The organism is Streptomyces sp. BBFR51 (assembly GCF_044591655.1).
Classification (GTDB): Bacteria; Actinomycetota; Actinomycetes; order Streptomycetales; family Streptomycetaceae; genus Streptomyces.
Genome location: NZ_CP172448.1, coordinates 5,873,961 through 5,897,578 on the forward strand (window position 1 = coordinate 5,873,961; position 23,618 = coordinate 5,897,578).

The following is a 23,618-nucleotide window of genomic DNA, read 5'->3' on the forward strand; positions in this document are numbered from 1 at the left end:
ATGGTTAAGGCGCCCGTCAGTGCCCGTCAGCCTCCGCCGTCGTCCACTGTCGTCCGGGGCATGGAACAATTGGATCGGCTCACCGGTGTCAACAGCGAGCAGGAGACACAGCACGATGCGTATCGGAGTTCTCACCGCAGGCGGCGACTGCCCCGGCCTGAACGCAGTGATCCGGTCGGTCGTGCACCGAGCGGTCGACAATTACGGCGACGAGGTCATCGGCTTCGAGGACGGCTACGCGGGCCTGCTGGACGGCCGTTACCGCACCCTCGACCTCAACGCGGTCAGCGGCATCCTCGCCCGCGGCGGCACCATCCTCGGCTCCTCCCGCCTGGAGCGCGACCGGCTCCGCGAGGCCTGCGAGAACGCCTCGGACATGATCCAGAACTTCGGCATCGACGCCCTGATCCCCATCGGCGGCGAGGGCACGCTCACGGCCGCCCGGATGCTCTCCGACGCCGGCCTCCCCGTCGTCGGCGTACCGAAGACCATCGACAACGACATCTCCTCCACCGACCGCACCTTCGGCTTCGACACCGCCGTCGGCGTGGCCACCGAGGCGATGGACCGCCTCAAGACCACCGCCGAGTCCCACCAGCGCGTGATGGTCGTCGAGGTCATGGGCCGGCACGCCGGCTGGATCGCCCTGGAGTCCGGCATGGCCGCCGGCGCCCACGGCATCTGCCTGCCCGAGCGCCCCTTCGACCCCGCCGACCTGGTCAAGATGGTCGAGGAGCGCTTCGCCCGCGGCAAGAAGTTCGCCGTCATCTGCGTCGCCGAGGGCGCCCACCCCGCCGAGGGCTCCATGGACTACGGCAAGGGCGCCATCGACAAGTTCGGCCACGAGCGCTTCCAGGGCATCGGCACCGCGCTCGCCTACGAGCTGGAGCGCAGGCTCGGCAAGGAGGCCAAGCCGGTCATCCTCGGCCACGTCCAGCGCGGCGGCGTACCCACCGCGTACGACCGTGTCCTCGCCACCCGCTTCGGCTGGCACGCGATGGAGGCCGCGCACCGGGGCGACTTCGGCCGGATGACCGCGCTGCGCGGCACGGACGTCGTCATGGTGCCGCTCGCGGAGGCCGTCACCGAGCTGAAGACGGTCCCGAAGGACCGGATGGACGAGGCCGAGTCGGTGTTCTAGGCGGCACGTGATCGGCCACGAACCGGACCCTGTTCAGCCGGGCTCAGTCGATCTTCTTGATCACCCGGGCGGGCACTCCCGCGACCACGGTGCCGGCAGGAACATCACGAGTGACCACCGCACCGGCAGCGACCACCGCACCGGCACCGATGGTCACCCCCTGCGTGATCACGGCAGCCGTCCCGATCCAGACGTCGTCCTCGATGACGACCGGGGCGAAGGAGAGGTACTCGCGACGCTCGGCCAGGGGCAGTGGATGGCCTCCGGTGATGAGGCTGACCTTCGGGGCGATCATGACGCCGTTCCCGATGCGGATGCCTCCCTTGTCCATGAAGGTGCATCCCTGGTTGACGAAGACGTTCTTCCCGAACGTCGTGTTCAGCCCGTACTCGGTAAAGAACGGCGGGTAGATCGTCACCGATTCCGGCAGCGGGCCACCGAACACAACGGAAAGTAGTTCCGCGCGGCCCTCGCCGTCGCTGAACGGAAGCACGTTCAGTCGAGACGTCGCATCGGTCACCTCCACGATCCGCTCCGCATGGCGCGCGAACTCGGGCGTCTGGACATACATGACCTGCTCTGTGCGGGTAGACATGCGCTGATCCCATCACCGCGCAGAACACTCGATCAAACAACCCCGCACCACACCAGCCACAACCAATGGTTGTGAAAGTAGGGTGGAAGCGTGGATGTTGAAGCGCTGCGGACGTTCGTGGCCGTCGCCGAGACCGGCCAGTTCCAGGCTGCGGCCGACGAGCTGGGGATCAGCCAGCAGGCGGTCTCCAAGCGGATCGCGGCCCTGGAGAGGCATATCGGGGTCACGCTCCTGGTGCGGACCTCCCGAGGCTCCCGGCTGAGCGTGGACGGGCAGGTCTTCCTGCCGCACGCCAAGAAGGTCCTGGCGGCCATCGAGCAGGCCGAGCAGGCCGTGCGCCCCGGAAGCCGTCCCTTGCGCGTCGATGTCCTCAATCGGCGCATCTCCCCGGCCCAGGCCGTCTACCGGTTTTACCGCTCCCGCCCCGAGACGAACCTGGACGCGGTCACGCTGAGCAACGAGAACGCCGCCCAGGCCGCCCAGGCGGTGCTCGAAGGGACCGTCGACGCGTCCTTCCGCGCCCTGCCGGCAGACCGGGTCCCGGCCGGGATCACCGCCGAACGACTCCTGGACGCACCCCTGGAGCTCCTGGTCGGACCCGGCCACCCGCTGGCCGACACGCCCTGGGTCAGTCCTGCGGACCTGGCCGGCCACCGCATCTGGATCCCCGGGATCAGGCCGGACACGGAGTGGGCCGCGTTCTACCAGGCGCTGTCCGAGGCCTTCGGCCTGAGTATCGACGCGCTTGGCCCCAACTTCGGTGACGAGGCCCTGATGGACGCGCTGGCCGACTCGGCCGCTCTGGCCACCCTCGTCGGCAGCGGGGACCGGTACCTGTGGCCCCAGAACCACGACCTACGGCGCATCCCGTTGCACGACCCGACCCCGGTCTACCCGCACGCGCTGCTGTTCCGCAGCGGAGACCAGCACCCCGTGCTGACCGCGCTACGCGACCATCTGCGCACCGCAGGCCCGCGAACCCCGCACGACGCGTGGGTGCCGGACTGGGCGGACCGCTGACCGGACGACCGGAGGCACGGGCTTCCGCGGGCTCACGGATGCCGCTCCACCGCCGACCAGAAGTGCTCCACGATCCGGTCGAGGAAGTCGCGGCCCCCGGCGCCCGCGTCGCCGCTGCCGCCGCCCCAGCTGAGGGTGGCGGCCATGCGGCCCTGGTAGTCCTGGTGCAGCACCTGGAGGACGTTCTCCAGGACGCGCCGGTCCAGCGGGGCCAGCTTGGCGATCGGGCGGACACAGCCCTGCCAGCGGGTGGTCACGGCGCTCGACAGCAGGTCGGCCAGTTTCTCCTCGCGCCCCGTGACGGTCACGAAGTCGGGCAGCGAGAGGCCGAGCAGGTCGGCGAGCTGGGCCGACTGGCGGTCGGTGCCGCGCCAGTCGTCCGCCTCCTCCATCCGCTGATACGCCGGGAGTCCGAGCCCGACCGCACGCGCCACGTCCTCGGGCGCCAGACCGCGGGCGACCCGGTGCTCGCGCAGGGACTGCGGCCGCCCGATCAGCTCACCCGGCGAGCACCACAGCACACCGGCGAGCGCGGTGAGCTCGGGGCCCTCGGGGGAGGCCGTCCCCCGCTCCCAGGCGACGACGAGGTCCGGGCTGACGTACGGCAGCCCGTACGAGACCCGTATGCCGTGGGCGACGTGCTCGGGGCCCATGTTGAGGGCGGCACGCAGCCGGCGGGCGGCGAGGGCGTTGAACGGGGGACCCGACTGGCTCGGGTGGGGTGAGGGTCGGCGCACGCGCCACACCGTAGAGGTCCGGAGCGATGCTGACTACGGGCTGTTCGGCCAGCGATACGGATTGTGGGAACGTACGGAGCGGCCCTGCGCTCCGCACCCCGCGCCCCGTACTCACCACGTACTCACCCCTTGACCGCCCCGCCCAGCGCGAACCCCCCGCCCAGCCGTCGGGAGATCAGCACGTACAGCAGGACGACCGGCGTCGAGTAGACGATCGAGAACGCCGCCAGTTGCCCGTACGCCACCATGCCCCGGTTGCCGAAGAAGTCGTTGATGCTGACCGAGGCGGGCATCTGGTCCGGGGTGAGCAGCAGCATGAAGGGGACGAAGAAGTTGCCCCACATCATCACGAACGAGAACACCGTCACCACCGCCACCCCGGGACCCATCAGCGGCAGCACGATCCGCAGCAGTGACTGGAAGGACGAGGCGCCGTCCGTCCAGGCCGCCTCCTCGAGCTCCTTGGGCACGCCGTCCATGAAGTTCTTCATGAGCCAGATGGCGAAGGGGAGTTGGGAGGCGGCGAAGAAGAAGATCGTCCCCTGCATGGTGTCGATCATGTTCACCCGTACGAACAGGGCGTAGACCGGCACCATGATCGCCGTGATGGGGAGGCTGGTCGCGAACAGGATCGTCAGCAGGAACGGCCGGTTCAGGCGGGAGCGGAAACGGGAGAGCGGGTACGCCGCGAGCGCCGCGCACACCACCGTCAGCAGCGTCGCGCCGCCGCACAGGATCAGGCTGTTGAGCAGCGGCGTGAAGGTGATCTCCGGGGTGAGGATCGCGTCGAAGTTGTCCAGCGTCACCCCGTCGGGCACCTTCACCCTGAGGCCCGCGTGCGGGTCCAGGGCGGACAGCACCACCCAGGCCAGCGGCAGCACGAAGGCCGCGGCCGCCACGAGCAGTCCCGCGTCGGCGGCCGTCCGGCGCCTGTTGCGTCGGGAGGCGGGCGTCATCGCCATGTCAGACCTCCGTCCGCAGCAGGCGCAGGTACACGACCGAGAACAGCGAGCCGATCAGCAACAGCAGCAGCGCCACCGCCGTGCCGTAGCCGATCAGGCTGTTCTGGAAGGCCTGCTCGTACATGAACAGCGGCAGCGTCTGGCTCTTGCCGCTCGGCCCGCCCCGCGTCATCACCCAGATCAGCCCGAAGACCGACAGTGTCTGCAGGGTGTTGAGCATCAGGTTGGTGCCGATGGAGCGCCGGATCATCGGCAGCGTGATGTGCCACATCCGGCGCCAGCCGCTCGCGCCGTCGACCTCGGCGGCCTCGGTGACCTCCTTGGGGATCTCGTTCAGCGCGGCGGAGTAGACCAGCATCGAGAACGCCGTGCCCCGCCACACGTTGGCGAAGGACACCGCCAGGATCGGCAGTGTGAACAGCCAGTTCTGGGAGGGGAGGTGGAGCCAGTCCAGGATGGCGTTGAGGGTGCCCTCGCGCCGGAAGAAGGCGTAGAGCAGGAAGCCCGCCACCACCTCCGGCAGCACCCAGGCCGTGACAACGATGCCACCGGTGAGCGTACGGACCGGCTTCGACGCCCGCTGCATCAGCGAGGCCAGCGCGAGCCCCAGGGTGTTCTGCCCGATCAGCGACGACAGCACGGTGAACACCAGGGTCAGCCATACGGCGTTGAGGAACGCCTCGTCCTTGAAGGCGCGGGTGAAGTTGTCGAAGCCGACGAAGGACTCCTGCGCCTGCCCGGTGAGCTGGAGGTCGGTGAAGGCGATGACGACGCAGTACGCGATCGGGCCGGCGAGGAACAGCACCAGCAGCACGACGGCGGGGGAGAGCGGCAGGGCCCGGAACAGGGAGCGGCGGACGGTGCCGGTCCGCGCGCCGGAGGGGGCCGGGGAGGCCGGGGTCTTACGGATCTCCGGCCCCGCGTGCCCCGGCGCGGTCGCCGTCACTTGCTCACCACCTGGTTGTCGGTCGCCTCCTTGAGCGCCTCGTCGTAGCCGCGCGCCGCCTCCCCGACCGACTTGTCGCCGGTCGTCACGCCCTCCATCGCCTCCTGGATGGCGACGGACACCTTCGGATACGCCGGGTAGGCGGGCCGGTAGTGGGTGTCGGCGACGAGATCGGTGAAGAACTTGATGCCGGGCTGGGCGTCGACGTAGGCGGGGTCCTTGGCGACGTCCTCGCGGACGGAGATGCCGGAGTTGGCGACGTACCACTTCTGGGCGTTCGCCTTCGTCTGCATCGTCTTGATGAACTCGAAAGCCAGGTCCGGATTCCCCGCCTTGGCCGGAATCGACCAGGTCCAGCCCCCGGACATGCTCACCCTGCCCGGAGCCTGCCCGTTCTGCGTGGGCATGGCGGCAAGACCCAGCTCCTTCGACCACTCGGGCCACTCGTGCCCGCTGCCCTCCAGCCAGTCCTGCGGCAGCCAGGAGCCGTCCAGGTTGATGCCGAGCTTGCCCTGCGGGAGCAGCTCACCGCGGATCTTCGTGGAGAAGTTGGGGTCGAGCGCGTCGGAGACCTCCGGGCCGAGCTTCTCCTTGTACACGCTCTCCACGAAGGAGAGGGAGTCCTTGAACCCCTGCCCCGCCGTGATCCACTTCTTGCTCCCCTTGTCGTACAGCGGGTCCGCGGCCCCCTCGCCCGTGCCGTACAGCAGCATCTCGAAGCCCTGCATGGTGGCCATCTCACCGGCGGGCTTGCCCGTGTACACGTTGAGCGGCGTGACGCCGGGCACCTTCTCCTTGATGGTGCGGGCGGCGTCGAGGACCTCGTCCCAGGTCTTCGGCTGCCAGTCGGCGGGCAGCCCGGCCTTGGCGAAGACGTCCTTGCTGAACCACAACCCGCGGGTGTCGGTACCGTCCGGCACGCCGTACGTCTTGCCGTCCTCGCCCTTGGCCGCGGCCTTCGCCGTGTCGATGAACTGGTCCCAGTCCTTCCACTTGGCCAGGTAGTCGTCGAGCGGCTTCAAGTACCCGCTGGTGATGTCGGAGTTGATGAGGAAGGTGTCCTCGTAGACCAGGTCGGGGGCGGTCTTGGGGGAGCGGAGCATCTGCTGGAGCTTGGTGTAGTACTCCGAGTCCGGCGCCTTGATGGGCACCAGCTCGACCTTCTTCCCTGGGTTGGCCTTCTCGAACTGCTTCTTGATGTCGCCGAGGTACGTGTCCATCACCTTGATGGAGTTGTCCGTCGACTGCTTGAAGGAGACCTTCACCGTGTCCGGATCGCTGCCGGAACCGCTGCCGCAGGCGGCGAGCGCGGTGGAGGCGAGCGCGGTGAGGGTGAACAGGGTGGTGAACCGGACGGTGGGGCGCACGGGCATGACCTCCTACGGGCACACGACGCTGTGGCCTGGACGGCTGCGTGGCGAACGTAAGAGGAGTGGTCTAGTCAGGTCAATGCGTGTGCGCAGGATTGGGCCTACAGGAGGTGATCGGCCTTGCCGGCCTTGATGTCACGGATGAGGGCGCGGAGGGCTTCGCCGGTGTCGGTGAGGTAGCGGTCCTCCTGTCCGGCGACGGCGACGTAGGCGTTGCCGTCCGGGTCGGTGCCTATGCGGAAGCAGTTGGCGCCTTCTCCGCAGAACGGTTCTTCCCAGGTGATGTCGTTCACCGCTGCTCTCCTAGAGGTCGTGGGCCAGGGTCTGGACGAAGTCGCGTGAGGCAGGCGGGTCGAGGGCAACTGTCTCTGCGGCATCCAGTTGGGCGCGATACTTGGCAAGCTGGGCGTCGTCGTCGATGAACTCAGGGCCGTGGGTGCTGTCGAGCTCCACAGTGTCGAGGCGGGGGACGGCTGCCTCGGCGTAGACGACGGACTGCCCGGCCCCGGGGAAGCCGCCTGCCTTGAACGGGATGACGCGCAGGTTCACGTTCTCGCCGTCCGAGATGCGCAGCAGACGCTCCAACTGGCGCCGCGCGACCGCAGGGCCGCCGAACTCCATACGCAGGGCGGCCTCGTGGACGATCACGTCGAGCCTCGGGGGATCAGGACGGTTCAGCACCTGATGCCGGTCGATCCGGTGAGCGACTCGGACGTCGATGTCGTCCGAGGACAGGCGGGGGATCACCGCCTCGAAGACCGCCCGGGCGTGCTCCTCGGTCTGGAGCAGCCCCGGCAGGTGGACGGTGACGGCGATTCGTAGGCGGGTGGCGTGCCACTCCATCTCGGCGATGTCCAGGAAACCGTCCCGGAGCTGTCCCTTGTACGCCTCCCACCAGCCCTTCTCGCGCCCGGCGGCCATGGCGGCGAGGGCCTCGACGAGGGCCTGGTCCGTGCAGCTGTAGTTTCCCGCGAGGGTGCGTACCCGTTCCGCGCTGATGCCAGAGCGCCCGGACTCCATGTTGGGCACATTGGTCCGTGGAACGTCCAGCAGGGCGGCGGCGCGCTCCGTAGTCATCCCGGCCGCGACACGCAACTTGCGCAACTCGGCCCCGAGTCGTCGCTGACGCTCCGTCGGAGCGCTCCTCGGCGGCATTCGTCCTCCCGTTCTGCGGTGTGACGGGGACAGTCTGCCGCTGGTGTGTCTGGGCGGTCCACTGAGGACTTTCCGGAGAGTAGTACCTGTACTCCGTGCTTGCTCTACAGTCGGTGATGAGCCGCTTACGGTCCGACGCCGTTGGAAGTGCATCGCGCGAGCCTGCCCACGTACTCCTTCCCTGGGAGGGGTGGGCCGCGCCAGGGAGACAGGCCACCACTGGTCGAGGTGTCGGCGCGCTGTCGAATGCCCGTAGCCAATAAGGGAGTCACCCATGTCCGCGTCCGTAGTCGGAGTCTCCGCCTGTCCCGTCTTCGCCGAGGAGCCGGACTTCGCACCGCCCTCACCCGAGATGCTCACCTACAGCTTCACCCTGCCCGCCGGTCCGACCAGCCCCCGTGTCGCGCGCGTCGCCACGCGGGCCGTGCTTGCAGGGCACGGGCTGGACGACATGGCCGACGCGGTGGTGCAGGTGGTGGGGGAACTCGCCGCCTGCGCCTGCCGTTTCACGCCGGGAGACGAGGTGTACGTGTCGCTGCGGTACCGGGAGGGCGCCCTGCGGGTGGTGTTCTTCGACGGGCACCGGCGGCACGAGCACCCTCGGCTGGTCGCGGCCTGCGATGCGCGCAGGCGGGCGGCGTTGCGGGTGCTGGGGTGCGTGGTGCGGGCGTGCGAGGGGGAGTGGGGGTTCGGGGAGGCCCGGGAGCCCGGAGGTGGGACGCGGATGTGGGCGGTGGTGCCTCGGGGCGGGGCTCGGAGGTATGTGGGTTGAGCGTCGAGTTCGGCAGCGCGGGCGGGCCGGGCGTGCTGCCCCTACCGTCGCCTGTCGCCCTTACCGGTGACGGGGCCGTGGAAGGTGCCGCCCCGGAAGTCGATGTGGTCTCCGCCGTACGTCGCTTCTTGGGGCACCTCCTCGGAGTCGGAGCAGCCCTCCCGAGGCCGGTGCTTGTGCAGCACCGCCACCGTCACTGCCGCAGCCTGCTTGGCGGCGCGCTGCTGTGAACCCGAGGCGTCGGCCCTGTGCTTCTTGGCGTCGGCGCGGTCGCTGATGCCCCGGATCACCAAGGCGTTCAACTGGCCGCTCAGGTGGGCCGCCCGGAGTGCGCCCGAGCCCTCCATCTCGATCGCGCCCGCATCGTTGTAGTTCCGGCGGACGAACCGGGCGATCTCGGACTCGGCGTCGGCCAGGACGACATCCCCCGTGGCGATCGGCATGAAGTGCGCCCGTACGCCGGGCATGTCCCGCACCGCGGAACGGGCCGCCTGCTCCAGCGCGTGCGAGCCCGGCAGGGCCTTCGGCCGGACCAGGAAGCCCTCTGGCGTCTGCTTGCCGCCGTGGATCTCGTACACCTGCGTGCCCACGACGACGTCGCCGATCCCGACGTCGTCCTTCAGGCTGCCGGCGACACCGACGAAGAGCACGGCCTCGGGGCGCAGCCAATTGATGAGCTGGGTGGTGAGTACGCCGGCGCGCTCGGCGCCCATGCCCAGCTCGGCGAGGGCAACGTGCCAGGAAGCCGACGTCAGTCGGCCCACTTCGACCCGGGTGCCGTCCCGGTGCACTCGTTCCTCCCGCTCCTCCACGTGCGCGCGGATCGCGGCGTATTCGAGCGGGAGTGCGGTCAGCACCAGAACGGTGGGCTGGATGTCCGGCATAGTCATAAGTTACCGCTGAGAGAAGGGATTCGAGTGCCGGAACAGGACGTCACGGTCGGGCAGTTGCTGCTCGCCGAGTACGAGACCGTGAAGAGCGAGCAGAGGGCGAGGATCGGGTTCCGGGACAACCTCCTCTACGTGACGCTCGCCGTCGTGGCCGCCGTCATCGCCGCCACGGCACAGGCGGAGCGGCCCTCGATGCTGCTCGCGCTGCCACCGGTGTGCCTCGTCCTCGGGTGGACCTACCTCGTCAACGACGAGAAGATCTCGGCGATCGGCCTCTACGTCCGGGACGACCTGGGTCCCAAGCTGGCCGAACTGGCCCCGCAGGGGAGCCGCTTCGCGACCTTCGGGTGGGAGGCGTACCACCGGAGCGACACCCGGCGCCGGTCCCGCAAGACGATCCAGACCGTGATCGACCTGACGGCGTTCTGCGCGGTACCCCTGGCGGCGCTGATCGTTTTCTGGACGAACGGGGACGCCGCCCGACTGCTCGTCGTGCTCTCGGTACTGGAGGCGCTCGCCGTGGCGGGGCTCGCCTCGCAGGTCGTGTGGTATGCGAAGGCGGGGTGAGCGACCCTCCGCCAGGAGAGGGAACGGCGCGCATGGAAGCGGCATTGCTGACGGCTCTGTCCGAGGGTGCGGGTGGTGACGAAGGACGCCGGGCGGTGGAGAGGCTGGCGCGGACGGTGGGTCTCGACGCCGGTGCGTCCCTAGGGGACATCGCGAGGGCGGTGGCAGAACCGGCGTGGCGGGATGCCGTACGCCAGTGGGGCGAGACGGTGGCCGAGCTGCTTGCAGCCGGACCGCCCGGCGTCGCCGGTGCCGTCGCACGGGCCATGGACCGGTCGGCGCCGGGCAGCGGGACGTCCTGGTACGGCGGCGACCACACCGACTTCCGGGGCGGGGTCTTCCTGCGCGAGGTGGTCGGCGTACAGGTCGTGGTCCAGGAGGGCGGGGCTGCCGTCCCGGAGGCGATGGCGGGTCTGCCGCCCAGGCCCGGCGGGTTCACCGGCCGGGAGTGCGAGATCGAGGGCCTGTTGTGCGCGCTGGACCCGGCCGGGGCTCGGTCCAACGAGACGGCCCTGACCCTCGTCGCCGCCGTGTCCGGTCTCGGCGGCATCGGCAAGACCGCGCTCGCGGTCGAGACCGCGCACCTGGCCCGTGAACGGGGTTGGTTCCCCGGCGGGGTGCTCTTCATCGACCTGCACGGCTACGACCGGGAGCCCGTCACCGCCGACCGGGGCCTGCAAGCCATGCTGCACGCCCTCGGCACTCCGCCGGAACACGTCCCCACCGAGACCGACGAGCGGGCGGCGCTCTACCGCTCGGTGCTCGCCGCCCGGGCCCACGAGCGCGGCAGGGTGCTGGTCCTGGCCGACAACGCCTCGTCGGCCGACCAGGTGCGGCTCCTTCTGCCGGGTGACTCCCGGCACCGCATCCTGGTCACGTCACGCGATCGCCTGCCACAACTCGGTGCGCGGCTCCTGCCCCTGGACCAACTCGGGACGAGGGAGGCGTACGAACTCCTCGACCGGGCGCTGCGGATCGCCGACCCGTACGACGCCCGGGTGGGCGAGGACCCCGGAACGAGCGACCGACTCGCGAGCCTCTGCGGGCACCTTCCGCTGGCCCTGCAGATCGCGGCCGCCCTGCTGACGGTCGACCCGGGCAAGCGGGTGGCCGAACTCGTGGCGGAACTGACCGAGGCCCACGACCGCCTGGACCACCTCGACGACGGCGAACGCAGCGTTCGCGCCGCCTTCGAACTGTCCTACCGTCGACTGCCGCCCGGGCAGGCCCGGCTCCTGCGCTTGCTCGCTCTCGCGCCGGGGTCCGAGGTGAGCGACGAGGTCGTCGCCGCGCTGGTCGGCGCCGGCCGTCCTCCGGCGCGTGACCAACACGCCCTGGCCCGGGCGCACCTCGTGGAGAGGGGGCGCACGCGCGGGTGGTGGCGGTTGCACGACCTGGTGCGGGTGTTCGGGGCGGGATTGGTGGTCCGGACAGAGGGTGACGCTGCGCGGGCGCGCGTGCTGCGGCACTACCTGGAGCGGGCCCGCGCGGCGGACGCCCGGCTGAAGCCCCGCATCGAGGACGGCAAGGAGACCGGGCCGTTCCGGAGTCGTGAGGAGGCACTCGCCTGGTTCGACGCGGAGCGCGCCGGGCTCGTGGCCGCCGCCCAGTGGGCAACGGACCGCCCACTGGCCTCCGACGCCGTCCGGCTCGCCAATGCGCTCGGTGAGTACTTCGAATGGCGGCGCTTCTTCGACGACACGGTCGCCGTGTGCCGGGCCACCTGTGCCGCCGCACGCCGGGAGGGCGACAAGGCCGTCGAAGCCGCCGCCTGGAACAGGATGGGAAACGCCTTGCGGGGAGGCAGCCGACTCAGGGAGGCGTGGGCAGCGCACCAACGGGCGGGCGACCTCTACCACGCCGTGGGCCACGACAACGGCAAGGCGATGGCGGTGTCCAACCTCGGCGTCGTCCTCGGCGACGTGGGGCACATCGACGAGGCCGTCGAAGCCTTCCACATCGCACTCGGCCTCTTCCGGCGCACAGGGGATCGGCACAGCGAGGCCGGTGCCTGGAACAACCTCGCCCTCACACTGCGCAAGTCCGGCCGCGTCGACGAGGCCCTCAACGCCCTGCGCACTGCCCTCGACCTCTACCGGGAGACAGGGGACCGGCCCCGCGAGGGCAGGGCCTGGCACAACTACGCCGTCGCCCTCAACGCGCGGGGCCGTACGGCGGAAGCCGTGACCGCCTGCCTCGACAGTCTGGACATCTGCGAGGAGTTCGAGGACTGGCACGGCAGTGCCCGCACGCTGTACGCCCTCGGGCTCGTGCACGAGACGGCCGGGGACGCCGAACGGGCCCGCGCGCGCATGACGCAGGCCGCCGACGCCTACGAGCGGGCGGGCTCGCCCAAGGAGGCCGAGCAGGCCCGCAGGGCGGCGCGGCTCACCGGCCCCGTACCCACCGGTACACCAGCTCCGGCCGCCCCACCTGCCCGTACTGCGGGCTCCGCCCAGCCCGGCCCGCGTCGACCAGGTGCTCCAGGTAGCGCCGGGCGGTGATGCGCGAGATCCCCACCGCCTCCGCGACCCCGGCCGCCGTGAGGCCCGTGTCCGAGCCGCGCAGGGCGCCCGTGACCCGTTCCAGGGTCGGTCCGCTCAGGCCCTTGGGCAGGGCCGCCGGGCCGGGGGCGCGGAGGGTGGCCAGGGCACGGTCCACCTCGTCCTGGCCGCTCGCCTCGCCTGCGGTGCCCCGGAACTCCGCGTACCGCACGAGCCGGTCGCGCAGGGTGGCGAAGGTGAACGGCTTCAGCACGTACTGGACGACGCCCAGCGACACGCCCTCGCGCACCATCGTCAGGTCCCGCGCCGACGTCACCGCTATCACGTCGGTGTGATGCCCCGCCGCCCGCAGCGAACGGGCCAGCTGGAGCCCGTGCACGTCCGGCAGGTGCAGGTCGAGCAGGAGCAGGTCCACCGGCGTACGGTCCAGCATCCGCCGGGCCTCCGCCCCCGTGTGCGCCTTGCCGACGGCCACGAACCCCGGCACCCGGCCGACGTACATCACGTGCGCGTCGGCGGCGACCGGGTCGTCCTCGACGACCAGGACCCGGATGGGCTGCGGGTTGGCGGTGCTCACACCGCACCCCCGGCGCCCGATCTGTCCGTCGCGGTGGCCGGCGTCGCCGCGTCTCCCAGCGGCAGCCGTGCCTCGAAGCGGGCGCCGCCGCCCTCGGCCTCCGCCACGGTCAGGGTGCCGCCGTGCCGCCGTACCGCCTGCCGTACCAGGGCGAGCCCCAGGCCGCGCCCGCCCTCGCCGGCCGGCTTGGTCGAGTAGCCCCGCTGGAAGACCAGGTCGGCATGGGCGGGATCGACCCCGGCGCCGGTGTCCGAGACCCACAGCACCAGCTCGGAGCCACCGCCCCCGGGCGCTTTTGTGTACGCCGCCACCGTCACCCGCGAGGGCACCGCACCCTGCGCCGCGTCCACGGCGTTGTCCACCAGGTTGCCCAGGATCGTCACCAGGTCCCGGGCGGGCAGCGACGGCGGCAGCAGCCCGTCGTCCAGTCGGCTCTCCTGCGACACCACCAGCTCCACTCCCCGCTCGTTGGCCTGCGCCGTCTTGCCCAGCAGCAGCGCCGCCAGCACCGGCTCGCTCACCGCAGCCACCACCTGGTCGGTGAGCGCCTGCGCCAGCTCCAGTTCCGCCGTCGCGAACTCCACCGCCTCCGGCGCCCGCCCCAGCTCGATCAGCGAGACGACCGTGTGCAGCCGGTTCGCGGCCTCGTGCGCCTGGGAGCGCAGCGCCTGGGTGAAACCGCGCTCCGAGTTCAGCTCGCCCGTCAGCGACTGCAGTTCGGTCACGTCCCGCAGCGTCACCACCGTGCCCCGGCGCTCACCGCCGGAGACCGGCGAGGTGTTCACCACCAGCACCCGTTCCGCCGCCAGGTGCACCTCGTCCACCCGCGGCTCCGACGCCAGCAGCGCCCCCGTCAGCTGCGACGGCAGCCCGAGGTCCGCCACCGAGGCGCCGACCACGTCACCGCTCACGCCGAGCAGCTCCCGTCCGCCGTCGTTGATCAGCGCGACACGGTACTGCCCGTCCAGCATCAGCAGCCCTTCCCGCACCGCGTGCAGCGCCGCCTGATGGTAGTCGTGCATCCGGCTCAGCTCGTCCGCGTTCATCCCGTGCGTGTGCCGGCGCAGCCGCGCGTTGATCACGTACGTGCCGACCGCGCCGAGCAGCAGCGCGCCCGCCGCCACCCCCGACAGGGCCGTGAGCTGCTCCTGCGCCCGCTTGCTGATCTCCTCGACCTTGATCCCGGCGGAGACGAGGCCGACGATCCGGCCGTTGTCCACGATGGGCGTGACCGCCCGCACCGAGGGCCCGAGCGTGCCCGTGTAGGTCTCCGTGAAGGTCTCGCCCCGCTGCGCGCGCTCGATGTGCCCCTGGAAGAGATGGCCGATTTCTGTCGGCTCCGGGTGGGTCCAGCGGATGCCCTCCGGATCCATGATCGTCACGAAGTCCACGTCGGTGTCCTGCATGACCCGCACCGCGTACGGCTGCAGGCGCGCCGTCGGGTCCGGGGTGCGGATCGCCTCCGCCACGGACGGCGAGTCGGCGATCGCCAGCGACACCGACCTGGCCTGCCGCCCGGCGGCCTCCTCGGCCTGCCCCCGGTCGCTGATGTAGGTGAACAGCGCGTACCCGACCACGACGACCGTGATGAGCACGGCCTGCATGGCGAAGAGCTGCCCGGCCAGGCTCCGGGGTCTCGGGACGGGGAGGCGCATGCAGCCAGTCTCCCCCCTGGCTGGATTGTGAACTAAATGAACGCAAGGGTGACCGCGCTCACACACCGGGAGATAGTCACCGCATCCCCGATACAAACCCCCGGACGTGAGCCGCACGCCGGTGAGTACCGACGACGTCGTCAAGGAGGGCAGCCGTGACCAGCAACGCCGCTACGGCACCTGCCGCACCCAAAGCCAAACGGGACCGCACGCACTATCTCTACATCGCGGTGATCATCGCGGTCGCCCTCGGCATCGCCGTCGGTCTCGCCGCCCCGGACTTCGCGACCGAGCTGAAGCCGCTCGGCACCGGTTTCGTGAACCTGATCAAGATGATGATCTCCCCGATCATCTTCTGCACGATCGTGCTGGGCATCGGCTCGGTCCGCAAGGCCGCCAAGGTCGGCGCGGTGGGTGGTATCGCCCTGGGCTACTTCCTGGTGATGTCGCTGGTGGCGCTGGCCATCGGCCTGATCGTCGGCAACATCCTGGACCCGGGCACGGGCCTCGCGGTCACCGACGCCGTCAAGGAGACCGGTCAGGCGCAGGTCGACGCGGAGGCCAAGGGCACCGTCGACTTCCTGATGGGCATCATCCCGACGACGATCGTCTCGGCGTTCACCGCGGGCGAGGTCCTGCAGACCCTGCTGATCGCGCTGCTCTGCGGCTTCGCGCTGCAGGCCATGGGCAACGCCGGGCAGCCCGTGCTGCGCGGCATCGAGCACATCCAGCGGCTCGTCTTCCGCGTCCTGGCGATGATCATGTGGGCGGCCCCGGTCGGCGCGTTCGGTGCCATCGCCGCGGTCACCGGATCGGCCGGCGTCGACGCCCTCAAGAGCCTGGCCGTGCTGATGCTCGGCTTCTACGCGACCTGCGTCATCTTCCTCTTCCTGGTGCTGGGCACGGTGCTGCGCGTCGTCTCCGGGGTCAACGTCTTCTCGCTCTTCAAGTACCTGGGCCGCGAGTTCCTGCTGATCCTGTCCACCTCCTCGTCGGAGTCGGCGCTGCCGCGCCTCATCGCGAAGATGGAGCACCTGGGCGTCAGCAAGCCGGTGGTCGGCATCACCGTCCCGACCGGCTACTCGTTCAACCTCGACGGCACCATGATCTACATGACCATGGCCTCGCTGTTCATCTCGGACGCCATGGGTACGCCGATGTCGATCGGTGAGCAGATCCCGCTGCTGCTCTTCCTGCTGGTGGCCTCCAAGGGCGCCGCCGGTGTCTCCGGCGCCGGTCTGGCCACGCTGGCCGGCGGTCTCCAGTCGCACAAGCCGGCCCTGGTGGACGGCATCGGCCTGATCGTCGGCATCGACCGCTTCATGAGCGAGGCCCGCGCCCTGACCAACTTCGGCGGCAACGCGGTGGCCACCGTCCTGATCGGCACCTGGACCAAGGAGATCGACAAGGACCGGGTGAACGAGGTGCTCGCCGGCCGGGCCCCGTTCGACGAGAAGACGCTGCTGGACGACCACCACGGCGCGGACGGCGCCGAGGACACGCCGGAGCTGCCCGAGCAGGGCGGCGAGAAGGAGCTGGCGAAGGCCTGAGGCCCGCGCGACGCCCCGCACGCCGGGCGGCTGAGGTGCTCCCCCCGTTGCTCAGCCGCCCGGTCCCCCCCCAAGAAGCCCCGCGCCTCCCCCGGTGCGGGGCTTCTTGCCTTGACGTCCGCGTCAAGGCTTACGTTCGTTCCCATGCGAATCGGCGAGCTGGCCGCACGGGCCGGGACCACGACCCGGACGCTGCGGTACTACGAGTCGCGGGGCCTGCTGCCCGCGCGGCGGGGCGGCAACGGTTACCGGACCTACGACGAGGAGGACCTGAAGCTGCTGCGGCAGATCAGGACCCTCCAGGACTTCGGGTTCGACCTGGAGGAGACCCGCCCGTTCGTGGAGTGCCTGCGCGCGGGACACCCCGAGGGCGACTCCTGCCCGGCGTCCCTGGTGGTCTACCGGCGCAAGCTGGCGGAGCTGGACACGCTGATCGAGCAGCTCACGTCGGTGCGCGCGCAGGTGGGCGCGCAGCTGGCGCGGGCCGAGGCGGCGGCTCCGGGGGGTCCGGAGCCCAAGTGCGAACTGGGAGGACACGCATGACCGCGATCACCGGAGTGCCCGAGGTGACGGACGCGGATTTCGCGACGGAGGTGATCGGGGCGGAGCTGCCCGTACTGGTGGAGTTCACCGCGGACTGGTGCCCGCCGTGCCGGCAGATGGCCCCGGTGCTCAGCGCCCTGGCCGAGGAGGAGGGCGACCGGCTGAGGGTGGTGCAGCTGAACGTCGACCAGAACCCGGAGACCACGAACGCGTACAAGGTGCTGTCGATGCCGACGTTCATGGTGTTCCGCGGGGGTGAGCCGGTGAAGTCGATGGTCGGCTCCCGGCCCAAGCGGCGGTTGCTGGCGGAGCTGGCCGACGTGATCTGACCCGAGGCGGATACAAAGAAATCCCCCGAGCAATTGCGCTCGGGGGATTTCTCTGCGTATATTCAATGATTCGTGACTTCAGGGCAAATGAAGGCGCGAAGAGGTTCAGTAGGCACAGTATATGCGGCCGGGAGTGGAATTGTCAAACACCGAATTTCCGGACGATGAATTGCTGCACGAGCAGGAATTCGTCGACGGGCTGTACGCGCGCGTGGACGCGCTGCGCGGCGACACCGAGACCTCGGTGACGGACGCGCTCGCGCAGGGCAACACCCCCCAGCAGGCCCGGCTGGAGCGGGACATCCTGGTCGCCGAGCGCTCCGGGCTGCTCGCCGCGCTGAACGCGGTGGACGGCTCCCTCTGCTTCGGCCGGATCGACCTCACCTCCGGGGACACGCACCACATCGGCCGGATCGGACTGCGCACCGACGACGCCGAACGCACCCCGGTCCTGATCGACTGGCGGGCCGACGTCGCCCGCCCCTTCTACCTGGCCACCGGCCACACCCCGATGGGCCTGCGCCGCCGCCGGCACATCACCAGCGAGGGCCGCACGGTCACCGACCTGCACGACGAGATCCTCGACCTCGGCGACGAGACCCGGACCGGTCACGAGGACCCGTCCGGCGACGCCGTGCTGCTGGCCGCGCTGAACTCCGCGCGCACCGGCCGCATGGGCGACATCGTGCAGACCATCCAGGCCGACCAGGACCGCATCATCCGCGCCCCGCACCGCGGCGTCCTGGTCGTCGAGGGCGGCCCCGGCACCGGCAAGACCGCCGTCGCCCTGCACCGCGCCGCCTACCTGCTCTACGAGCACCGCGAACTGCTCGCCAAGCGGGCCGTCCTCATCGTCGGCCCCAACCCGGCCTTCCTCGGCTACATCGGCGAGGTGCTGCCCTCGCTCGGCGAGACCGGTGTGCTGCTGTCCACCGTCGGCGAGCTGTTCCCCGGCGTGAAGGCCACGGCCTCGGACCCGCCGGGGGCGGCCGCCGTGAAGGGCCGGGCCGACATGGCCGACGTGCTCGCCGAGGTGGTCCGCGACCGGCAGGCGCTGCCCGACCCGGTGATCGCGATCGAGCACGACCGCGAGATCCTGATGCTGGACGACGACCTGGTCAACGTCGCCCGCGAGCGCACCCGCGCCCCGAAGCTGCCGCACAACGCGGCCCGCGAGCACTTCGAGGGCCACATCCTCAACACCCTCACCGACATGGTCGCCGAACGCATCGGCACCGACCCCTACGACGGCACCAACCTCCTCGACCCCAGCGACATCACCCAGATCCGCGACGAACTCGCCGACAACCCCGAGGTCTGGAAGGCGATCGACCAGTTGTGGCCCCGCCTGACCCCGCGCCGCCTGGTCGCCGACTTCCTCGCCGCCCCCGACGGCTTCCTGGGCGCGGAGGACGCCGCCGCCGTCCGCCGCCCGGTCACCCGGCGCTGGACCGTCGCCGACGTGCCCCTGCTGGACGAGGCGGCCGAACTGCTCGGCGTGGACGACCGGATCGCCCGCTCCCTGGCCGAACGCGAGCGGGAGGAGCAGATCGCCTACGCGCAGGGCGTCCTGGACGTGTCGTACGCGTCCAGGACCTACGAGTTCGAGGACAAGGACGAGGACGACGCGGAGGTGCTGTCGGCGCACGACATCATCGACGCCGAGCGCTTCGCCGAACGCCAGGAGGAGGACGACCACCGCAGTGCCGCCGAACGCGCCGCGGCCGACCGTACCTGGGCGTTCGGGCACATCATCGTGGACGAGGCGCAGGAGCTGTCCCCGATGGCCTGGCGGCTGCTGATGCGCCGCTGCCCGACCCGTTCGATGACCCTGGTCGGCGACCCGGCGCAGACCGCCGAGGCGGCCGGCGTCGGCTCCTGGTCGAAGATCCTTGCCCCGTACGTCGAGGACCGCTTCAAGCACACCCGCCTGGGCGTCAACTACCGCACCCCGGCCGAGATCATGGACGTGGCGGCGGCCGTCGTCCGCGCCCACGACCCGGCCTTCGCGCCGCCGAGTTCGGTACGGTCCACCGGCGTACGCCCCTGGATCCGCGCCACCGGCGACCTCCCGTCCGCCGTCGCCGAGGCCGCCCGGGAGCTGACCCCCGAGGAGGGCCGCCTCGCCGTCATCGCCCCGCGCGAGCTGCACCGGGTGCTCGCGGCCCGCCTCGACGGCGTGACGGCGGGCGCCGAGCCGGACCTCACGCACCGCGTCGTCCTGCTCGACCCGCGCCAGTCCAAGGGCCTGGAGTTCGACTCCGTCCTGGTCGTCGAGCCCGCCCGCTACGGCACCAGCGACCTCTACGTCGCCCTCACCCGCGCCACCCAGCGGCTCGGCGTCCTGCACAGCGAGCCGCTGCCGAAGGGCCTGGTGGACGCGGACTGAGGGGCGGTCCGGCCGGTCAGGCCGGGCGCAGCCACACCGTCGCCAGGGGCGGCAGGGTCAGCCGGATGCTCGCCGGCCGGCCGTGCCACCCCTGGGGATCCGGCTTGACCGGGTCGGGGTTGCGCACGTCGCCGCCGCCGTACCGCGCGGCGTCGGTGTTGAGCACCTCGTGCCAGGCCGGGACGTCGTCGGGGACGCCGAGGCGGTAGTCGGGGCGGACCACCGGGGCGAAGTTCGACACCGCGAGCAACGGGGTGCCGTCGGCGTCCAGCCGCAGGAACGCCAGCACGTCGTCCTCGGCGGCGTCCCCGACCACCCAGGCGAACCCGGAGGGGTGGGTGTCGCGCCGCCACAGCGCGGGCGTGGCCCGGTAGACGGTGTTCAGGTCCCGCACCAGGTCGCGCACGCCCCGGTGGTCCGCCGACGCGCCGTACTCCGGGTCGAGCAGCCACCAGTCGGGCCCGTGCGCCTCGGACCACTCCGCGCCCTGCGCGAACTCCTGCCCCATGAAGAGCAGTTGCTTGCCGGGGTGGGCCCACATGAAGCCCAGGTAGGCGCGCTCGTTCGCGCGCTGCTGCCACCAGTCGCCCGGCATCTTCGTCACCAGGGACTTCTTGCCGTGCACCACCTCGTCATGGGAGATTGGCAGCACGTAGTTCTCGCTGTAGGCGTACACCATGGAGAAGGTCATCTCGCCGTGGTGGTACTTGCGGTGCACCGGCTCGCGGCTCATGTACTCGAGCGAGTCGTGCATCCAGCCCATGTTCCACTTCAGCCCGAACCCGAGCCCGCCGAAGCCGCTCGGCCCCTTGTGGTGGGTGGCGCGGGTGACCCCGTCCCAGGCCGTGGACTCCTCCGCCACCGTCACGACGCCCGGCACCCGCCGGTACACCGTCGCGTTCATCTCCTGGAGGAACGCCACCGCGTCCAGGTTCTCCCGGCCGCCGTGCTCGTTCGGCGTCCACTGGCCAGGCTCGCGCGAGTAGTCCAGGTACAGCATCGAGGCGACCGCGTCGACGCGCAGCCCGTCGATGTGGAACTCCTCGCACCAGAACACGGCGTTGGCGACCAGGAAGTTGCGCACCTCCCGGCGCCCGAAGTCGAACTCCAGCGTCCCCCAGTCCGGGTGCGCGGCCCGCAGCGGATCGGAGTGCTCGTACAGCGGACGCCCGTCGAACTCCGCGAGAGCCCAGTCGTCGCGCGGGAAGTGCGCCGGCACCCAGTCCATCAGGACGCCGATGCCGGCCCGGTGCAGCCGGTCCACCAGGTACTTGAAGTCGTCCGGGTCGCCCAGCCGGGCCGTGGGCGCGTAGAAGCCGGTGACCTGGTAGCCCCAGGAGCCGCCGAAGGGATGCTCCGCGACCGGCATCAGCTCGACGTGCGTGAAGCCGAGGTCCGCGACGTACGCCGGGAGCTGCTCGGCGAGTTGACGGTACGTCAGGCCGGGGCGCCAGGAGGCAAGGTGGACCTCGTACACCGACAGCGGTGCCTCGTGCGCGGGCGCGTCCGCGCGGCGGGCCAGCCACTCCCCGTCGCCCCACGTGTAGTGCGAGGCGTGCACGACGGAGGAGGTGGCCGGCGGGACCTCCGTACGGCGGGCCAGCGGGTCGGCGCGGAAGGTGCGCGAGCCGTCGGGCCGGGTGATCTCGTACTTGTACAGCTCGCCCGCCCCGACGCCGGGCAGGAACAGCTCCCACACGCCGGTCGAGCCGAGCGACCGCATCGGATGTCCGGTGCCGTCCCAGAAGTTGAAGCCGCCGGCCACCCGGACGCCCCGCGCGTTCGGCGCCCACACCGCGAAGCGGGTGCCCGCGACGCCCTCGTGCGTCGTCGGATGCGCGCCGAGCGCCTGCCACAGCTGCTCGTGCCGGCCCTCGCCGATCAGGTGCAGGTCCAGGTCGCCCAGGGTGGGCAGGAAGCGGTACGGGTCCTCGGTCTCCTGGACGGTCCTCTCGTACGCCACCAGGAGCCGGTGGAGGGGGACCTCGCTCAGCGGGACCAGTCCGGAGAAGAACCCGTCCCCGTCGTTGTGCAGCTCGACGCGCAGCTCCCCGGACAGCACGGTCACCGCAAGGGCGTACGGCCTGAACGCCCGGAACGCGACGCCGCCGGGCACCCGGTGGGCGCCGAGCACGGAGTGCGGGTCGTGATGGGTGCCGGCGAGCAGCCGCTCCCGGTCGCCGGCGTCCAGACAGGGGGAGGCGGCGACCTCGGCGCGGGCACGGGCGGCTTCCTGGGCCACCGCCTTCTTCACGGCCTTGGCGGTCTTCTTCGCGGCCGCCTTCTTGGAGACGGCGTTCTTGGAGACGGCGTTCTTGGAGACCGCCTTCTTGGCGGCGGCCTTCTTGCCGCTCGCGTTCTTGGCAGCCGCCTTCTTCGTGGCCGCCTTCTCGGCGGACGCCTTCTTCGTGGCCGCCTTCTTCGGGTCGGGACCGCTGGACGAGGGGCGGGGGGTCACGGGCGGGGCCTCCTGGACGGGGTGGGATCAAGAGGGGGCGTCATGCCGGTTCGGTCGCGGTCAGGCGGCGCACGGCGGCCAGGGGCACCGGCAGCCAGTCGGGACGGTGCCTGGCCTCGTACAGGACCTCGTAGACCGCCTTGTCCGTCTCGTGGGCGCGGAGCATCACCGGGTCGGTGCGCGGATCGCTGCCGGCGACCTCCGCGTACCCGGTGCAGTACGCGGCCCGGCAGGACTCGGCCCAGCCCGGCACGGACGCTTCGGCCGAGTGTGCCGCGTAGTCGAAGGAGCGCAGCATCCCGGCGACGTCCCGCACCGGCGGCTGCGGCATCCTCCGCTCGGCCAGCGGCTTCGCGGGTTCCCCCTCGAAGTCGATCAGCGACCACAGCCCGTCGGGCGAGCGCAGGCACTGGCCGAGGTGCAGGTCGCCGTGGACCCGCTGCGCTGTCCAGGTACGGCCCTCGGCGGCCAGGTCCACCAGCGCCGTGAACGCCGTACGCAGCGCGGGCGCGTACGACCGGAGCAGCGGCACGGCGCGGGCGGCCTCCTCCAGCCGCTCGGTCATGCCGTCGGCGAGCTGCCGCACCTGGGCGGGGCCGAGGGTGACGGTCGGCAGCGCGTGGGCCAGGGCGGTGTGCACCTCGGCGGTGGCCCGCCCCAGCGCCCGGGCCTCGGCGACGAAGTCCTCCCCCTTGGCCAGCTCGCGCAGGGCCAGTTCCCAGCCGTCGGTCGCGCCCTGCACATAGGGCTGGAGCACGCCGAGCACCCAGGACCGGCCGGCCAGGTCCGCCACCATCCACCCCGTCGGCGCCGGCACCCGGGGGCAGCCCTCGCGGGCCAGGGCCAGCGGCAGTTCCAGGTCGGGGTTGACGCCGGGCACGATCCGGCGCAACAGCTTGAGAATGAACGTATCTCCATAGACGACCGACGAGTTCGACTGCTCGGCGGTCATCAGCCGCGGCACGAGGCCGGTACGTATCTCCGCGCCCTCCTCGCGCTCGAAGCGGAGCCCGCCGATGCGGGCCCGGGAGCGCAGGGCCTCCAGGAGCACCTCGGCCGGCCGGGTGTCCTGGAGGGCGTCGTAGGCGGTGCGTCCGGCCGCCGGGCCCTCGGTCACATGCCCGATCAGCGCGGGCGCGAGCCGGGGCGGCAGCGCCTCGCGCGTGCCTATGAGGAGCTGGTAGCAGTCGCCCGGCTCCGCGGGCGCGCCCGCGGCCGGTGCGAGCTGCTGATGGGCGCGCACCAGCACGTGGTGGAGGCCGAGACGGGAGTCGGCGGGGAGCAGCTCGGTGGCGGCGACCAGCGAGAAGCCGGTGACCGGGCGCCCCTTGCCGGCGAACCAGCGCTGCCGCGGCAGCCACTCCCGCAGGAGCGGATCAAGTGACGCCAGGAGGCCTGGCGGGCTCGTGACGGTGCGTATGACGGCTTCCGGCATGGCGTGGCGTCCTCTCCCCGGAT

The 23,618-nt window shown here is 71.2% G+C and carries 21 protein-coding genes; 9 read left to right on the forward strand and 12 right to left on the reverse strand.

The window, feature by feature from the left end; translation table 11 throughout:
• The first annotated feature begins 115 nt into the window (after window positions 1-115).
• Complete coding sequence (locus ACGH7X_RS27010) at window positions 116-1,141, forward strand: ATP-dependent 6-phosphofructokinase (RefSeq protein ID WP_399889141.1); 1,026 nt, start codon at window positions 116-118, stop codon at window positions 1,139-1,141.
• Between the two features lie 43 nt (window positions 1,142-1,184).
• Here ACGH7X_RS27010 and ACGH7X_RS27015 read toward each other — a convergent pair whose 3' ends face one another.
• Window positions 1,185-1,712: a sugar O-acetyltransferase gene (locus tag ACGH7X_RS27015; RefSeq protein ID WP_399889144.1), complete on the reverse strand. Its 528-nt coding sequence runs from the start codon at window positions 1,710-1,712 to the stop codon at window positions 1,185-1,187.
• Between the two features lie 114 nt (window positions 1,713-1,826).
• Here ACGH7X_RS27015 and ACGH7X_RS27020 point away from each other — a divergent pair, with 114 nt between their 5' ends.
• Entirely contained in the window at window positions 1,827-2,756 is a 930-nt protein-coding gene (locus ACGH7X_RS27020) for a LysR family transcriptional regulator (protein WP_399889147.1), read from the forward strand.
• 32 nt (window positions 2,757-2,788) lie between these two features.
• On the opposite strand, the gene ACGH7X_RS27025 is transcribed toward ACGH7X_RS27020, so the two are convergent.
• The 6 genes from ACGH7X_RS27025 to ACGH7X_RS27050 all read right to left on the reverse strand — a co-directional run bounded on the left by ACGH7X_RS27025 (window position 2,789) and on the right by ACGH7X_RS27050 (window position 7,848).
• Window positions 2,789-3,502: a helix-turn-helix domain-containing protein gene (locus ACGH7X_RS27025; protein ID WP_399889149.1), complete on the reverse strand. Its 714-nt coding sequence runs from the start codon at window positions 3,500-3,502 to the stop codon at window positions 2,789-2,791.
• A gap of 113 nt (window positions 3,503-3,615) precedes the next feature.
• The gene (locus ACGH7X_RS27030; protein WP_399889152.1) at window positions 3,616-4,455 is read right to left on the reverse strand and encodes a carbohydrate ABC transporter permease; all 840 of its coding nucleotides are present in this window, start codon (window positions 4,453-4,455) and stop codon (window positions 3,616-3,618) included.
• A 1-nt stretch (window position 4,456) separates the two neighbouring features.
• Entirely contained in the window at window positions 4,457-5,401 is a 945-nt protein-coding gene (locus ACGH7X_RS27035) for a carbohydrate ABC transporter permease (protein ID WP_399889155.1), read from the reverse strand.
• Window positions 5,398-6,774 (reverse strand): extracellular solute-binding protein, encoded by a 1,377-nt coding sequence (locus tag ACGH7X_RS27040; protein ID WP_399889158.1) that lies wholly within the window; start codon window positions 6,772-6,774, stop codon window positions 5,398-5,400. The genes ACGH7X_RS27035 and ACGH7X_RS27040 overlap by 4 nt, the downstream gene beginning before the upstream one ends.
• A gap of 98 nt (window positions 6,775-6,872) precedes the next feature.
• Window positions 6,873-7,064, reverse strand: coding sequence for a hypothetical protein (locus ACGH7X_RS27045; protein ID WP_399889161.1), 192 nt, complete (start codon window positions 7,062-7,064; stop codon window positions 6,873-6,875).
• A 10-nt stretch (window positions 7,065-7,074) separates the two neighbouring features.
• The gene (locus ACGH7X_RS27050) at window positions 7,075-7,848 is read right to left on the reverse strand and encodes a DUF5753 domain-containing protein (RefSeq protein WP_399889164.1); all 774 of its coding nucleotides are present in this window, start codon (window positions 7,846-7,848) and stop codon (window positions 7,075-7,077) included.
• Window positions 7,849-8,200: 352 nt separating this feature from the next.
• On the opposite strand from ACGH7X_RS27050, the gene ACGH7X_RS27055 reads away from it, so the two are divergent.
• Window positions 8,201-8,698 (forward strand): ATP-binding protein, encoded by a 498-nt coding sequence (locus ACGH7X_RS27055; protein WP_399889167.1) that lies wholly within the window; start codon window positions 8,201-8,203, stop codon window positions 8,696-8,698.
• Window positions 8,699-8,739: 41 nt separating this feature from the next.
• Here the strand turns inward: ACGH7X_RS27055 and ACGH7X_RS27060 are convergent, their stop codons facing one another.
• Window positions 8,740-9,588: a nucleosidase gene (locus tag ACGH7X_RS27060; protein ID WP_399889170.1), complete on the reverse strand. Its 849-nt coding sequence runs from the start codon at window positions 9,586-9,588 to the stop codon at window positions 8,740-8,742.
• A gap of 27 nt (window positions 9,589-9,615) precedes the next feature.
• On the opposite strand from ACGH7X_RS27060, the gene ACGH7X_RS27065 reads away from it, so the two are divergent.
• Both ACGH7X_RS27065 and ACGH7X_RS27070 read left to right on the forward strand, forming a co-directional pair.
• Entirely contained in the window at window positions 9,616-10,155 is a 540-nt protein-coding gene (locus ACGH7X_RS27065) for a hypothetical protein (protein ID WP_399889173.1), read from the forward strand.
• 209 nt (window positions 10,156-10,364) lie between these two features.
• Window positions 10,365-12,659 (forward strand): tetratricopeptide repeat protein, encoded by a 2,295-nt coding sequence (locus ACGH7X_RS27070; RefSeq protein ID WP_399897374.1) that lies wholly within the window; start codon window positions 10,365-10,367, stop codon window positions 12,657-12,659.
• On the opposite strand, the gene ACGH7X_RS27075 is transcribed toward ACGH7X_RS27070, so the two are convergent.
• Window positions 12,544-13,236, reverse strand: a complete 693-nt coding sequence (locus tag ACGH7X_RS27075; RefSeq protein WP_399889176.1) for a response regulator — start codon at window positions 13,234-13,236, stop codon at window positions 12,544-12,546. The genes ACGH7X_RS27070 and ACGH7X_RS27075 overlap by 116 nt on opposite strands.
• Window positions 13,233-14,891: an ATP-binding protein gene (locus ACGH7X_RS27080; protein WP_399889179.1), complete on the reverse strand. Its 1,659-nt coding sequence runs from the start codon at window positions 14,889-14,891 to the stop codon at window positions 13,233-13,235. Before ACGH7X_RS27080 ends, ACGH7X_RS27075 begins: the two co-directional genes overlap by 4 nt.
• Before the next feature lie 155 nt (window positions 14,892-15,046).
• On the opposite strand from ACGH7X_RS27080, the gene ACGH7X_RS27085 reads away from it, so the two are divergent.
• From ACGH7X_RS27085 to ACGH7X_RS27100, 4 genes are all read left to right on the forward strand, one after another.
• Window positions 15,047-16,441 (forward strand): cation:dicarboxylate symporter family transporter, encoded by a 1,395-nt coding sequence (locus tag ACGH7X_RS27085; protein WP_399889182.1) that lies wholly within the window; start codon window positions 15,047-15,049, stop codon window positions 16,439-16,441.
• 144 nt (window positions 16,442-16,585) lie between these two features.
• Window positions 16,586-16,984, forward strand: coding sequence for a MerR family transcriptional regulator (locus ACGH7X_RS27090; protein ID WP_399889185.1), 399 nt, complete (start codon window positions 16,586-16,588; stop codon window positions 16,982-16,984).
• Between the two features lie 14 nt (window positions 16,985-16,998).
• Window positions 16,999-17,313: a thioredoxin gene (locus ACGH7X_RS27095; RefSeq protein WP_399897377.1), complete on the forward strand. Its 315-nt coding sequence runs from the start codon at window positions 16,999-17,001 to the stop codon at window positions 17,311-17,313.
• 121 nt (window positions 17,314-17,434) lie between these two features.
• The gene (locus tag ACGH7X_RS27100; RefSeq protein WP_399889188.1) at window positions 17,435-19,702 is read left to right on the forward strand and encodes a HelD family protein; all 2,268 of its coding nucleotides are present in this window, start codon (window positions 17,435-17,437) and stop codon (window positions 19,700-19,702) included.
• A gap of 16 nt (window positions 19,703-19,718) precedes the next feature.
• Here the strand turns inward: ACGH7X_RS27100 and glgB are convergent, their stop codons facing one another.
• Together glgB and ACGH7X_RS27110 are read right to left on the reverse strand one after the other, a co-directional pair.
• On the reverse strand, window positions 19,719-22,160 hold the full coding sequence (gene glgB / locus ACGH7X_RS27105; protein WP_399889191.1) for a 1,4-alpha-glucan branching enzyme: 2,442 nt from the start codon (window positions 22,158-22,160) through the stop codon (window positions 19,719-19,721).
• 40 nt (window positions 22,161-22,200) lie between these two features.
• Window positions 22,201-23,595, reverse strand: a complete 1,395-nt coding sequence (locus ACGH7X_RS27110; RefSeq protein ID WP_399889194.1) for a maltokinase — start codon at window positions 23,593-23,595, stop codon at window positions 22,201-22,203.
• Window positions 23,596-23,618 lie beyond the last annotated feature (23 nt).